11 protein-coding genes are annotated in these 13,764 nt (G+C 54.9%); 10 read left to right on the forward strand and 1 reads right to left on the reverse strand.

Annotated features, from left to right (window positions below):
• Nucleotides 1–33 precede the first annotated feature (33 nt).
• The 10 genes from DY252_RS11245 to DY252_RS11290 all read left to right on the forward strand — a co-directional run bounded on the left by DY252_RS11245 (nt 34) and on the right by DY252_RS11290 (nt 12,746).
• Nucleotides 34–297 carry a DUF1127 domain-containing protein gene (locus DY252_RS11245; RefSeq protein WP_064789591.1) on the forward strand — a complete coding sequence of 88 codons (264 nt, stop codon included), beginning with the start codon at nt 34–36 and terminating at the stop codon, nt 295–297.
• Nucleotides 298–427: 130 nt separating this feature from the next.
• On the forward strand, nt 428–1,390 hold the full coding sequence (locus DY252_RS11250) for a threonine dehydratase (protein WP_064789692.1): 963 nt from the start codon (nt 428–430) through the stop codon (nt 1,388–1,390).
• Nucleotides 1,387–2,817: a pyridoxal phosphate-dependent decarboxylase family protein gene (locus DY252_RS11255; RefSeq protein WP_082923537.1), complete on the forward strand. Its 1,431-nt coding sequence runs from the start codon at nt 1,387–1,389 to the stop codon at nt 2,815–2,817. The genes DY252_RS11250 and DY252_RS11255 overlap by 4 nt, the downstream gene beginning before the upstream one ends.
• 78 nt (nt 2,818–2,895) lie before the next feature.
• Nucleotides 2,896–3,720 (forward strand): PhzF family phenazine biosynthesis protein, encoded by an 825-nt coding sequence (locus DY252_RS11260; protein ID WP_064789693.1) that lies wholly within the window; start codon nt 2,896–2,898, stop codon nt 3,718–3,720.
• Between the two features lie 268 nt (nt 3,721–3,988).
• On the forward strand, nt 3,989–5,860 hold the full coding sequence (locus tag DY252_RS11265) for an SLC13 family permease (protein ID WP_008890832.1): 1,872 nt from the start codon (nt 3,989–3,991) through the stop codon (nt 5,858–5,860).
• A gap of 173 nt (nt 5,861–6,033) precedes the next feature.
• Nucleotides 6,034–7,215 (forward strand): phosphoserine transaminase, encoded by a 1,182-nt coding sequence (locus tag DY252_RS11270; protein WP_064789592.1) that lies wholly within the window; start codon nt 6,034–6,036, stop codon nt 7,213–7,215.
• 156 nt (nt 7,216–7,371) lie between these two features.
• Nucleotides 7,372–8,538 (forward strand): ATP phosphoribosyltransferase regulatory subunit, encoded by a 1,167-nt coding sequence (locus DY252_RS11275; protein ID WP_064789593.1) that lies wholly within the window; start codon nt 7,372–7,374, stop codon nt 8,536–8,538.
• Nucleotides 8,539–8,573: 35 nt separating this feature from the next.
• The gene (locus DY252_RS11280) at nt 8,574–9,869 is read left to right on the forward strand and encodes an adenylosuccinate synthase (RefSeq protein ID WP_063089905.1); all 1,296 of its coding nucleotides are present in this window, start codon (nt 8,574–8,576) and stop codon (nt 9,867–9,869) included.
• Nucleotides 9,870–10,115: 246 nt separating this feature from the next.
• Nucleotides 10,116–12,251, forward strand: coding sequence for a serine/threonine-protein kinase (locus DY252_RS11285; protein WP_064780871.1), 2,136 nt, complete (start codon nt 10,116–10,118; stop codon nt 12,249–12,251).
• Between the two features lie 9 nt (nt 12,252–12,260).
• Nucleotides 12,261–12,746, forward strand: coding sequence for a hypothetical protein (locus DY252_RS11290; protein WP_063089899.1), 486 nt, complete (start codon nt 12,261–12,263; stop codon nt 12,744–12,746).
• 97 nt (nt 12,747–12,843) lie between these two features.
• On the opposite strand, the gene rpoH is transcribed toward DY252_RS11290, so the two are convergent.
• The gene (gene rpoH / locus DY252_RS11295; protein WP_040823769.1) at nt 12,844–13,710 is read right to left on the reverse strand and encodes an RNA polymerase sigma factor RpoH; all 867 of its coding nucleotides are present in this window, start codon (nt 13,708–13,710) and stop codon (nt 12,844–12,846) included.
• Nucleotides 13,711–13,764 lie beyond the last annotated feature (54 nt).

Here is a 13,764-nt window from a genome sequence, read left to right on the forward strand (position 1 = left end):
AATATCGAGACAATTCACCGAAAGGAGATGGAAATGGTAAATTGTAACGATACAATCCAGCTTCCTGGCATCAAGGTCACTGAGCGCACAGTAAGCACCTCTAAACAGGCCAAGCAGCCTGTGACCTGGCGTGCCGCGATCATTGGTGTGATGATCTCTGCGGCTGAATACCTTGCCCGTTTGCAGGCGCATTCGCGCGATCGTCATGCTTTGCAAAGGCTTGATGATCATATGCTTAAGGATGTCGGGCTGACCCGATCAGATATCGAACAAGAACTGTCAAAGCCGTTCCTGTAAGGTTTCCCCCGGCGCGGCTCGCCACCGCCGCGTTTGACGGAGGCACTTTGCTCCCATTGTGCCTCCGTTCGGCGGGAAGCGGCTGGAAACGCAAATTGTCACGGTTTTGATCTATCAGGGATACAATACAATGTTTAATACAGGTGAGTTGCGCGAGGCCGCGGATTTTGTGCATCAATATGTTGCACCAACGCCGACAATTCAGTGGCCGCTGCTTGATCGCGCGACCGGATTGTCCCTGTATGTCAAACACGAAAACCACACCCGACTTGGTGCGTTCAAAATCCGGGGCGGGCTGACTTTTTGTCGTTATCTCGGAAAGTCGGTTGATGTGAACCGCGGGATTATCTCGGCGACACGGGGCAATCATGGTCAAAGCCTTGCCCATGCGGCCAGTCGTTTTGGCATGCCTGCGACTATTATTGTCCCGCATGGCAATTCCGTTGAAAAGAATGCCGCAATGCGGGCCTGGGGTGCAGAGGTGATTGAACATGGTCATGACTTTCAGGAGGCAGCCGAATACGCCAAGGCACTTGCTACCAAGGAAGACCTTGTAATGGTCCCGCCGTTCCATCGGGAACTTGTGCGTGGTGTCGCGTCCTACGGGTTGGAGCTTTTTGACGCTATTTCCGGTCTGGATCGTATCTATGTGCCGGTTGGCATGGGGTCCGGGATTTGTTCTCTGATCACGGTGCGTGATGCGCTGGGCCTTAAGACCGAGATTACTGGTGTGGTCGCAACGGGTGCGGATGCCATACGTCAATCATTCATGGCCGGTGAAATCATCCAGACATCGACGGCGAATACATTTGCCGACGGGGTTGCTTGCCGTAGCCCCGATCCGGGCGCGTTTGAGATCATTAAAAGCGGTGCTGCGAACATTGTTGCTGTCGATGATGAACAGATCACGGATGCCATGCGCCTCTATTTCAGTTCGTGTCACACCATTGCCGAGGGGGCAGGTGCCGTGCCGCTGGCGGCTGCGATTGCGCAGCGCGAAAGCAATATCGGCAAGAAGGTCGCCGTTGTGTTGACCGGGGCGAACATTGATCGCGCCGACTTTGCGCGCATCCTTTCAGGAGAAAACAAATGAACAGCATTTTAAATCGTTCTGATGACAGCCCCACTGTTGATGAACGTCATCTCATGTTTGATGATCTTGAAAAACTTGGCCGCATTCTTGTGGAAACAGGTGATGTCGCGCACAGCTTTATTCAGGGTGCGGATAACATGGATGTAACCTGCCGCGATTTCTCTGCCTTTGACCCCTCGCGCCCCATACCGGGGCAGGGACGCGGTGCGCTTGATGCGTTGCGGGCAGCGAAGGAAGAAATTCTGCCGCTGCTCGCCGCATCAATTGGTCCTCGTTATCTTGGATTTGTTACCGGCGGCACGACGCCGGCCGCCCTTGTTGGCGATTGGCTTGCCAGTGCAATTGATCAGAATGCCACAGGACCGGAAGGATCGGCAAACGCTGCGGTTGAAGAACAGGTCATCAACTGGCTGTGTGAACTGGGTGGTGTGCCATCAGATACGTTTGATGGTGTGTTGACGACCGGTGCAACGGTATCAAACCTTCTGGGACTGGTTGCTGCCCGGCAATGGTGCGGCGAGCAGGTCGGTGTGAATGTCGATGCCGATGGTGCAAGCGTTCTGCCAGATCTTGAGATTTTTGCCGCGAGTCCGCACGCCAGCATGGTCAAGGATTTGTCGATTGCCGGCATTGGTCGTAACAGCTTTACCAAGGTCGCAACCAAACCGGGATCGGAAGAAACTGATATTGCAGACCTCAAGGCCAAGCTTGTGGCCAGTGATGCACGCGCCAAGATCATTATTGCGTCGGCCGGGACGGTGAACGCGACGGATTTCGATAACCTTGATGTGATTGCCGATTTGTGTCGTGACTTTGGCGCATGGCTTCATGTAGATGCCGCGTTTGGCTTTTTCACTGCCCTGGATGATCGTCGCGCCCACCTTACCAAGGGAATAGCACGCGCGGACTCCATCACATCAGACGGGCATAAGTGGCTCAATGTCCCATATGATTGCGGGATTTTCCTGACCCGTCATATTTCGGTGCTGGAGACATGCTGTCGCGCCTTCGCGCCGTATCTCGATACCAAGGCGGATGGGAATAGCTATATCAATCGCGGCGTCGAAAACTCCAGACGCTTCCGCGCGTTGCCGCTTTGGATGGCGATGACGGCTTATGGTCGCGACGGAATTGCATCCATCATCCGGGCAAACTGTGATCAGGCGGCAAACCTGGCCGCGTGGATTCGAACCCATGAGAAGCTCGAACTATTGTCTGAGCCCAAACTCAATGTGACAATGTTCGCATCGCGTGGAACTGATGACGAGAATCGGGCATTGCTCCAGCGTATCAATGAAACCGGCAAGGTTTTCCTGACACCGACGGTTTATGGCGGTCGTTTCGGATTCCGCGCGGCATTCAGCAACTGGCGGACCCGCGACGAAGATCTTGTGGTCGTTAAGCAGGCCATTCAAACGGCCTTGTAAAGACGAACCCAAATCATCGATAACCCACACGATGTATCGACTTTTACATCACGCATATGCCGAGTTCAGGATAATATGATGACGTCCCAAACCCTGCCGATCTATCAGATAGATGCCTTCACCGATGTTTTGTTTGCCGGTAACCCGGCAGCGGTTGTGCCGCTGTCAGATTGGTTGCCTGATGATGTCCTGCAGAAAATTGCGATGGAGAATAACCTCTCGGAAACGGCGTTTTTTGTGCCCAGTGCAGGGGGCGATGCCAACTTTCACATTCGCTGGTTTACGCCAACCGTCGAGGTGCCTCTTTGCGGGCATGCGACGCTTGCCAGTGCATTTGTAATTTTCAATCGGCTTGGCTTTGAGGGTGATCTGATCAAACTGCAAAGCAAAAGCGGCATTTTGACCGCCCGGCGAGAGGGGGATGCGATCGTCCTCAATTTCCCGAAACAGCCGATCAAGACCGATGTTGTTTCCAAAGAAGTTCTCAATGCCCTTGGCGGTGCTGAGCCGATCGAGACATTTGGGGTGGTTAGCCGCGATACCGATATCGTGCTTGTTTATCGCGATGCATCCATCGTTCGCAATATGCGTCCAGACATGTCAGCGTTGGCCAAACTGGCTGATCGTGGGGTGATTGTGACCGCACCTGGCGATAAAACCGGACTTGATATGGTTTCACGTTATTTCCTGCCAGCCCTTGGCATCAATGAAGACCCGGTCACAGGTTACATGCATTGCGTCGTTGGGCCGTACTGGGCCGAAAATCTAGGGAAAGCTGATGTTGTTGGCTACCAGGCATCCGCACGCGGTGGCGTTGTTGTCTGCAAAATTGACGGTGATCGCGTCCATCTGAAAGGTGAGGCGTTCCAGTATCTCAAGGGAGAGATCGTGGTGCCAGCCTGACCAGTTTGGTGGCGGCCGGAACGACGTCAAAAGAAAGCGGGCAACGTCGTGGTTGCCTGCCTTTTTCTTGTTGAACAGGCAGTGTTCAGTTTGATGTTGTTCTAACCAATAATCCGCATTGGATCTGGTTTGCATTGTTTTTTTATTGACCGCGCTATAGGGCTTTCGTCTAAGTAAAAGGCAAAATGAAACGATTGTGGACAGATCTCGCCGGTGCAAAGGTGCGCGATAACCGCAAGAATGCAGGCTTTACAGGGGAAAGTTTATCGTGCTCGAAAGTGTTGTTGCTAGTTCTGCAACGCCGATGCAGATGTGGGTGGTCCTTGCACTCGTTGCCGGATCGCTTGTTCTGTATGGGTTGGAGCGCATCTCGCTCGAACTGACCAGTATTGCCCTTATCGCAACGCTTTTGCTTTTCTTTGATTTTTTCCCGCTGCTTGATGCGGATGGTGAAAACCTGATGGGGCCTGCCACGGTCATGTCGGGCTTTGCCAACCCGGCCTTGCTGACGGTGTTGTCCTTGCTGGTTGTCGGTCAGGGGATGGTCCTGACCGGCGGGGTCAGTTACATCGCCGGTCTGATTACGGAACATGGCGGCAAGAATGCCTCGATTGCGATTTTCGTCGGGTTGTTCGTGGTGATGGTATTGTCGGCCTTCCTGAACAATACGCCGGTTGTTGTTATCTTTATCCCGATTATTCAGGCACTTGCCGAGCGCATTGAACGTTCCCCATCGGCATTGATGATCCCGCTTTCCTATGCCGCGATCCTTGGCGGCATGACGACCCTGATCGGTTCATCGACCAACCTTCTGGTATCAAGTTCCCTGATCGAACTCGGCATGCCGGGGCTTGAATTCTTTGAATTCACAACGATTGGCAGCGTGCTTGCCCTGACCGGCTTCGTCTATGTCTTGTTGATTGCGCCGCGCCTGCTTCCGGCGTTGGCATCCATGCGCAGCAAGCTTGCCAATCCCGATAGCAGCGGCAAGCAATTCATCGCCCAGATCACGGTTGGGCCGGCGGCCAACATGATTGGGACAAAGCCGGTCGCCGGGTTCTTCAAGAACCTGCCAAATATCACCGTTCAGATGATTGTTCGGCGTGAACATGCAGAACTACCGCCGTTTGAAGATGATATGGAAATTCAGGCGGGCGACGTTCTGGTGGTTGCCGCCACTCGCAAGGCACTGACCGAGGCCCTGCAAAAGGATCCGGGATTGTTGCATTCAGATGCCGCTGCCGTTGGTGCAGACGGTGACGAAACCCCGCAGAAATCCACGCAGCTGTTGGCCGAAGTCATGTTGCCACCGGGGTCGCGCCTGATTGGCTTTAACCTTGAGCAGATCGGTTTCCGCTATCAGTACAAGTGCCTTGTACTTGGGATCCAGCGTCGTTCGCGCATGATCCGAAGCCAGATGACCGAGATCCGGCTTGAGGCCGGGGACGTTTTGCTGGTGCAGGGACGATCAGAGGATGTCGAGGCCCTTCGCACCATCCGCGACGTTGTGTTGCTGGAATGGTCGACCAGAACCTTGCCCCGACCATTCCACGCGCGTCGGGCTGCGGCCATTTTCCTTGGCGTGATTGCGCTTGCTGCGACCGGTGTCGTGCCGATCATGGTTTCAAGCTTTATTGGGGCCGGATTGATGATCGCATCCGGCGCGCTTAATTTGCGTCAGGCATCGCGCGCAATTGATCGCAAGATTGTTTTGCTTGTTGCCGCTGCACTTGCCCTTGGTAATGCGTTGCAGTTGACCGGCGGTGCAGAATTCGTTGCCGATCAGTTATTGGCCGCAACCCGCGGCGCACCCGCACCAGTTATTCTGTCGCTGTTCTTCCTGATTGTGGCTGGCTTTACCAACGTTTTGTCCAACAATGCCTGTGCGGTTCTTTTTACGCCCATCGGCATTGGCATGGCGCAGCAACTTGGCGTGGAGCCACATGTGTTTGCGATTGCGGTGGTGATGGCGGCCAACTGCTCGTTTGCATCGCCGGTCGGGTATCAAACCAACCTTCTTGTCATGGGGCCGGGGCACTATCGGTTTATCGACTTCCTGAAGGCAGGGACGCCGCTGATCATCATTCTTTGGATTGCGTTCAGCCTGTTTGCGCCTTGGTATTACGACATCCCGTTCTAAGGCGCATAAACCAACGAATGAATGTTTGCAGCGGTTCGTTTCAGCCATGCAAAAATGGCTGTCATGTCTGTGTGGAAGGCGTTTGACTTTTGCCTTTGGGGCAATAGGATCGGGTCGCTTGAATATTCTAAACCAACCTGCATTGGTTATCCTTCTTTCTCAGGAACTTACAGATGGCCCAGACTGCCGTACTTGCGAAGCCGACCACTCGTCCGACCAGCCCGAATTTTTCGTCAGGTCCGTGCAAAAAACGCCCGGGTTGGTCCGCAGACGCATTGCAGACGGAGATCCTTGGCCGTTCACATCGATCCAAGCTGGGTAAGCAGCGCCTTGAAGAGGTGATTGACCGTTCACGCGCAATTTTGAACCTGCCAGAAGATTATCTGTTGGGTGTGGTTCCGGCATCCGATACCGGTGCGGTTGAAATGGCGCTTTGGTCGATGCTGGGCGCACGTGGCGTTGATATGCTGGCGTGGGAAAGCTTCGGGGCGACCTGGGTCACCGATGTGATCAAGCAGCTCAAGCTTGATGATGTACGCACCCTTGAAGCCGATTACGGCAAACTGCCGGATCTGGCATCGGTTGATTTTGATCGCGATGTTGTCTTCACCTGGAACGGCACGACGGCCGGTGTCCGTGTGCCCAATGGCGACTGGATTGCCGATGACCGCAAGGGTTTGACCATTTGCGACGCGACCTCGGCGATCTTTGCTATGGAACTGCCGTGGGACAAGCTCGATGTCGTGACCTATAGCTGGCAGAAGGTTCTGGGCGGCGAGGGTGGTCACGGGATCATTATCCTGAGCCCGCGTGCCGTTGAACGCCTTGAAAGCTACACGCCATCCTGGCCAATGCCGAAAATCTTCCGCATGACCAAGGGCGGCAAGCTGATTGACGGCATTTTCCGCGGGGAAACGATCAATACGCCATCGATGTTGGTTGTCGAAGATGCCATTGATGCCTTGAAATGGGCCGAAGAGATTGGTGGCCTTGAAGGGCTTCTGAAACGTACCCGCGCAAACCGGGCGCATCTTGATGCGTGGCTTGCCAGTAGCGACTGGGCGGCCGACCTTGCCGAGGATCCGGCAACAGGCTCAAACACCTCGATGTGCATCAAGATTGTCGATCCATGGGCGCTTGGTCTGTCTGCCGATCAGCAGGCTTTGCTGCCGAAAAAGGTTTCGCAGCTTCTTGAAGCGGAAAATGTCGCACTTGATATCAACGGGTATCGTGACGCGCCTCCGGGACTGCGTATTTGGGGTGGTGCAACCGTTGAGCCCAGAGATATCAAGGCTTTGCTGCCTTGGCTGGATTGGGCATATGCGGTGGTAAAAGCCGAATTTGCGGCCAACTAGGAAATAATTCGTACGTATTATTTGCGTTACAGGGTTTTTCCCCGTTGCTCTGTCCGGCACAACGCGGTAGTAACCGCTACCGGATAGTGAGCCCTGAGCGTTGCTCGGGATATTATCAATTTAAATCTGCGCGCCTCGTCCGGGAAAGCACACAAAATGACCGAACTTGCCAGGAAAGCTCTTTTGCCCGCCGGCCTGCAGGATGTCCTGCCAGGAACCGCTGCACGGGAAGCTGAAATCCGTGAAAAGCTGATGGCCAGCCTGGCACATGCAGGCTATGACCGCGTGAAAACCCCACTGGTCGAGTTCGAAGAAAGCTTGCTTGAAGGTGCTGCACCGGAATTGTCGACCCAGACGTTCCGTTTGATGGATCCTGAGTCCCGCCGCATGATGGGCGTTCGTTCCGATATGACACCCCAGGTCGGACGCATTGCAGCGACCCGTCTGGTTGATGCGCCCCGTCCTCTGCGTCTTTCGTATTCCGGCGATGTCTTGCGGATCAAGGGATCGCACCTGCGCCCGGAACGCCAGTTTGCACAGGTTGGTGCCGAGTTGATCGGTGTGTCGAGTGCTGCTGCTGATACCGAGATTGTTCTGCTCGCACTCGAAGCTTTGGAAAGCATCGGTTTGGCCGATGTTTCGGTTGACCTAAATTTGCCAACACTCCCGGTTCGTCTTTTTGATGCCTTTGGTGTGTCGCGCGATGACCGTGAAGTATTGACCGAGGCGCTTGAACGTCGTGATGTCGCAGCCCTTCGTGCCGCCGATGGCAAAGTTACCGGTGTTCTGGTTGCCTTGCTTGAGGCCGCTGGCCCGGCACAGTCCGCTTTGCCGAAACTCAAAAAGCTCGAACTGCCGCTGGGTGCATCCGAGGAACTCTATCGTCTGATCGATGTCGCTGAACGCGTTCTGGCGTCCGGCCTTGATGCTGCCCTTACCATTGATCCGGTTGAGATGGCTGGTTTCCGCTATCAGACCGGCGTCAGCTTCACACTGTTTGCGCGTAACGTCCGCGGTGAAATCGGCCGGGGTGGCCGTTATCGTGCCGGTGGTGCATCGGGCGAAGCTGCAACGGGTATGTCGCTTTACATGGACAGTATTTTGCGCGGTCTTCCAGATGCAGAGCCGGTTGATCGTGTTTATCTGCCACTTGGTACGCCACAGCGTGAAGCGCGCAAATTGCGTGCCGAAGGCCATTACACCGTTGCCGCGCTTGAAGGTGCGGCCGAGGCCAAAACCGAAGCCGCCGCACGCATTGAAGCGCAAGGCATGGGCTGCAATCATATTTATATCGGCGGTAAGGTTGTGCCGCTGAACGCCTAATCGAACGAACTTTTTATCGCGCAAGGAGTTTTGCGATGACCAATGTTGCCGTGATCGGTTCCCAGTGGGGGGACGAAGGTAAAGGCAAGATCGTCGACTGGCTGTCCGAACGGGCAGACGTTGTTGTGCGTTTCCAGGGTGGTCACAACGCCGGTCATACTTTGGTGATCGACGGAACCACCTATAAGCTGAGCCTGCTGCCGTCAGGTATCGTCCGTGAAAACAAACTTTCGGTGATCGGCAACGGCGTTGTTGTCGATCCGTGGGCGCTGCTTGCTGAAATCGGCCGCCTGAAAGAGCAGGGCGTGGATATCACCCCGGAAAACCTGCGTTTGGCGGAAAATGCCTGCTTGATCCTGCCGCTGCATGGCAATCTTGATCGTGCGCGCGAAGCCGCGGCTTCGGGCGACAACAAGATCGGCACCACCGGTCGTGGCATTGGCCCGGCATATGAAGACCGCGTTGGTCGCCGTGCGATCCGCGTAGGTGATCTGGCAGACACTGATCTGCTTGAAGCCAAGGTCGAAAACCTACTGACGCACCATAATGCACTTCTGCGTGGTCTCGGCCAGCCGGAAGTAGACGGGGCGGAACTGCTTGCGCAGCTTAAGGAAATCGCACCGAAAATCTTGCCGTTCTCCGACACTGTCTGGAAGTCGCTTAATCAATTCAAGGAAGCGGGTAAACGCATCCTGTTCGAAGGCGCACAGGGCACCATGCTTGACGTTGATCACGGCACTTATCCGTTTGTGACCTCGTCGAACACTGTTTCCGGTCAGGCTGCTGCCGGTTCCGGTATGGGCCCGTCGGGTGTTGGTTATGTTCTGGGTATCACCAAGGCATACACCACCCGTGTTGGCGAAGGTCCGTTCCCGTCCGAGCTGTTTGATGAAGACGGCGAACGTCTTGGTCAGCGCGGTCATGAGTTCGGTGTGGTTACCGGGCGGAAGCGCCGTTGTGGCTGGTTTGATGCGGCCCTTGTCCGTCAGTCGGTCAAGGTCAACGGCATCACCGGTATTGCGCTTACCAAGCTGGATGTTCTTGATGGATTTGATGAAATCAAGATCTGCACCGGTTACGACATTGATGGCAAAATCTATGACCATCTGCCGGCCAACCAGCGTCTGCAGGCAAAAGCCAAACCGGTTTACGAAACCATCGACGGCTGGTCGGAAACGACCATGGGTGCGCGTAGCTGGGCCGACCTTCCGGCAACGGCGATCAAATATGTTCGCCGCATCGAAGAGCTGATTGAAGCACCGGTTGCGCTTCTGTCAACCAGCCCGGAGCGCGATGACACCATTCTGGTGCACGATCCGTTCAGCGCCTGATTGACTGAATTTACGAACTTCGAAAGCCACCAGTTTATGACTGGTGGCTTTTTTGTTTTCAGTTGCTTGGCTTACCGTTCATCCGTGACTGCGGCCGCGGGATAACAGCTTGCCGACAGGGGGGATCACAAGTATCGTTTTATCAACCTTTTGAGGATAGCGTTCTGAGGGCTAGGTCAGGAAGACTTTTGGCCCAAGTATGTGCGTCACTCAGGGAATGATAACCTGCAAAGAAATATCGGGACCATGGCAGAGCAAGCAGAAGATCAGGAACAGGACGTTTCGAATGGTGCTGCGACAGGGCCGGTGATGGATGCACCGGGCGGAGGTGCACCTGCGCCTGAGGAACCCGAAGAATCCCCAGAACTTGATGGTGTTGCAATCAATGCAGGCGGCAAAAGTGTCGAGATCGGCAATTTTCGCGTCTTTCTGGATTTGCGGATGCCCGAATTCGATATGGGCCACTGCAAAGCCTATTCGGCTGACAATCTCCGCCGGGAAGAGGGCAGCGCCTTTGCACTGGTAACCGATCCGGTTCTTCCGACCCGCCATGACCATCTGACCTTCCTGGCCGGTATGCATATGGCCGGTCAGATTGACCTTATCGATTATGAAACCGCCTACTGGCCGCCAATTGGTCGCAAGACGATGGTGCTTTTCTATGAAAAGCCGGCAGGCGGAAAGGTTGTTGCGCGAGAACACAAGAAACTCGCCATCGATGAGCATGATATTGCCACGGTTGTGGTCGAGCCGCTGATGAATGCCATGCAGGCATTCAGCGAGAAGGGGCTGGCACACCGCAATATTCGCGCCGATAACCTGTTCTTTGCCGATCCCATGCGTGAAAAGGTCGTGCTTGGCGATTGTGCCAGTGGCCCGCCCGGTTATGATCAGCCAGCGGTTTATGAGACCACGGCACGTATGAGTGCTGATCCTGCCGGTCGTGGTTCTGGCAATGCGACCGACGATTTCTATGCGCTTGGTATGACTTTGGCCGAGCTTGGCATCGGTCGCCAGCCCCTCAAAAAGCTGAATGACCAGGAAATTATCGAACTCAAACTGGCCAAAGGGTCGTTTCAGGCAATCGCATCACACGAAAAGCTGCCGCTTGTTCTGATTGAACCGGTTCGTGGCCTGTTGTGTGATGACCCCGAAGAACGCTGGGGCTTGGCCGAGTTGAATGCCTGGCTGGACGGAAGACGGACCAAGCCGGTTCAGGCCAATACGGAAAAACGCGCAGCACGGTCTCAAAACCTGGCTGGTCGGGATTATTATACCGTGCGCTCATTGGCGCAGGGGATCGCCAAGAATTGGGTGACCGCGCTTGGCCCGTTGCGTGACAGCACTGTAGAAGTCTGGTTGCGGCGCGGCCTTGGCGATAATGATCGCGCCAAGGCGCTATCGGATGCCATGCGACAACTGCAGTGGGCCGGGACGGATAAACGGTCGGCAGAGGACGTGTTGGTTGCGCGGTCCATCCTGATTCTGGATCCGGCAGGCCCGATCCGGTTCAAGGGCTTTTCGTCGATGGTCGACGGGCTTGGTTTCATGCTGTCCTATGATGTCCAACATGGAAAGGGCCCCCAACGTTTTGCCGACGTGATCGTGCGCGATATTCCATCTTTCTGGTTTGGCCGTCAGATGGGTTACAGCCCCGAGGTCCAGAGGCAACAGCAGCTATACAAGAACCTGCGCTATTACATTCAGCAGCAAAGTGCCGGTTACGGGTATGAGCGCTGCCTCTATGCGACCGTGCGCAACCAGCATTGCCTTAGCCCGCTGGTCGAAGAGGAATATGTCGTCGAGATCGCAGATCTGCTGCCAGCCCTTGAAAAGGCAGCCGAAACCGCATCCGAAGAAAGCTGGCCGGTGGATCGTCATATCGCCGCCTTCATTGCCGCCCGCCTTGAGGATGATGTCGAAGGGCAGTTGTTGGCGATGCAAAACCCGTCAGACGAGGTCGAATATAGTCGCGCAATCATCAGCATGCTGGCGATTGTGCAATGGCGTCATGGGCCGGACAATTTGCAGAACCTGTCGCATTGGGTTGCGCGGTTGATGGAACCGGCGATCAAGGTATTCCATAGCAAGGCACGTCGTGAACGGGTCGAGACCGAGATTCCCAAACTGGCCAAACGCGGTAATCTTGTCGAGCTGTATAACCTGATCAATGACGAACAGGAACGTCGCAAGGACCAGTCAGAGTTTGTCGAAGCCGTCGCGGAATATTCCGAAGCCGAAAGCGAAGTGTTTGATCTTGAATCGTCGGGGCCGGCCCGTATGGAGCTTGCCGAAAAGGTCGGGCAACAGGCGGCTGCTTTCGCGTCTACCATGATCGCACTACTGACAGTGTCCGCGCTGTTCTTGATGCATATCTTTTAAGGGATCGCCATGGCAAAGGGTAAACGAGCAGGCACAAAAAAAGGCGGTCGCAGCGCATTTTCCGGCTTGTCGGTTATTGCATCCGCAGTGCTGCTGTTCATGGTCGCACTTCCCACCTTTATCACGTTGACGGTCGGGCTGTTGCCGTCACTTGTGGCCTTTATCTTTGATCGCAGCGCGGGCAGGACAATGGCACGGTGTGTCTTTGGGCTGAACTTTTCAGGGGTTGCGCCCTACATTCTGGAAGTCTGGATGCAGCCATCGCAAACGGTTGGCGGCGCAACGCAGGCCGTTTTCCAGCCGCTGGCGCTGTCGATCATGTATGGGGCAGCTGGCCTTGGTTGGCTGCTATATCTCGCCATGCCGCCAATTGTTGCCAATGTCCTGAACCTGGCAGCCCAGCGTCGTGTCAGTGAATTGCGCAAGAAGCAGCGCGGACTTATCAAAACCTGGGGCGATAGTCTGATCAAGGAAGTGGATCGGTCCGGGAACTGATCACAGAGTGACCTGATTGAAAAAGACCATACAAAAAAGAAAGCGGCGGACACTGTCCGCCGCAAGTTGTTTCAGAAGGGACGCAAAGCAGGCAGTATCAGTGGGGCAGGTCCGTATGGATCGATTTGCGGACCTTTTCAAAGGCGCGTACTTCGATCTGACGGATGCGCTCGCGTGAGATGCCATAGGCAAGGCTCAGGTTTTCAAGGGTGACCGGGCTTTCAAGCAGGCGGCGCTGCGTCAGAATATCGCGTTCACGATCATTGAGATGCGACATCGCGTTTTTGAGCATGCTCATGCGCTGCAGGAATTCTTCACGCTTGCCATAAAGGGTTTCCTGATCTTCGTCATCGCTTTCGATCCAGTCGACCCATTCACCGTCACCCTCAATACGGACCGGCGCGTTCAGTGAGTGATCCGGACCGGCCAGGCGGCGGTTCATCATCACAACGTCATCTTCGGACACATTGAGTTTGGTTGCGATCAGTTCGACCTGTTCAGGTTGAAGGTCGCCTTCATCGATTGCCTGCATCTGGCTTTTGAGTTTGCGCAGGTTGAAGAACAGCTTTTTCTGTGCCGCAGTCGTACCCATTTTCACAAGCGACCATGAATGCAGGATGTATTCCTGGATGGCGGCGCGGATCCACCACATTGCATATGTCGCAAGGCGGAAGCCCTTGTCCGGGTCGAAGCGTTTTACCGACTGCAGCAGGCCGACATTGCCCTCGGAAATGAGTTCATTGATCGGCAGGCCATAACCGCGGTAACTCATCGCGATCTTGGCGACCAGGCGCAAGTGGCTGGTAATCAGTTTTTCAGCAGATTTATCGCAATCCTTGTCCCGGAAATTGCAGGCATAGGTCGTTTCCTGTTCCGGGGTAAGCATCGGGTAGCGGCGTATACGTTGAAGGTATACCGTGAGACCATCTTGAGAGATAGTTGGAAGAGCGTTTCCTTGCTTCATCAAAGCCTCCCGTATTGCTTTCGAAAAGTGCATTTTACCCCTTGCACTTTTTAA

The sequence above is a fragment of the Thalassospira indica genome (assembly GCF_003403095.1).
GTDB lineage: Bacteria > Pseudomonadota > Alphaproteobacteria > Rhodospirillales > Thalassospiraceae > Thalassospira > Thalassospira indica.

Excerpts from the sequence above, each read along its gene's own strand:
- DY252_RS11245 (WP_064789591.1), top strand. The coding sequence starts at position 34 with ATGGTAAATTGTAACGATACAATCCAGCTTCCTGGCATCAAGGTCACT.
- DY252_RS11250 (WP_064789692.1), top strand. The coding sequence starts at position 428 with ATGTTTAATACAGGTGAGTTGCGCGAGGCCGCGGATTTTGTGCATCAA.
- DY252_RS11255 (WP_082923537.1), top strand. The coding sequence starts at position 1,387 with ATGAACAGCATTTTAAATCGTTCTGATGACAGCCCCACTGTTGATGAA.
- DY252_RS11260 (WP_064789693.1), top strand. The coding sequence starts at position 2,896 with ATGACGTCCCAAACCCTGCCGATCTATCAGATAGATGCCTTCACCGAT.
- DY252_RS11270 (WP_064789592.1), top strand. The coding sequence starts at position 6,034 with ATGGCCCAGACTGCCGTACTTGCGAAGCCGACCACTCGTCCGACCAGC.
- DY252_RS11275 (WP_064789593.1), top strand. The coding sequence starts at position 7,372 with ATGACCGAACTTGCCAGGAAAGCTCTTTTGCCCGCCGGCCTGCAGGAT.
- DY252_RS11280 (WP_063089905.1), top strand. The coding sequence starts at position 8,574 with ATGACCAATGTTGCCGTGATCGGTTCCCAGTGGGGGGACGAAGGTAAA.
- DY252_RS11285 (WP_064780871.1), top strand. The coding sequence starts at position 10,116 with ATGGCAGAGCAAGCAGAAGATCAGGAACAGGACGTTTCGAATGGTGCT.
- DY252_RS11290 (WP_063089899.1), top strand. The coding sequence starts at position 12,261 with ATGGCAAAGGGTAAACGAGCAGGCACAAAAAAAGGCGGTCGCAGCGCA.
- rpoH (WP_040823769.1), bottom strand. The coding sequence starts at position 13,710 with ATGAAGCAAGGAAACGCTCTTCCAACTATCTCTCAAGATGGTCTCACG.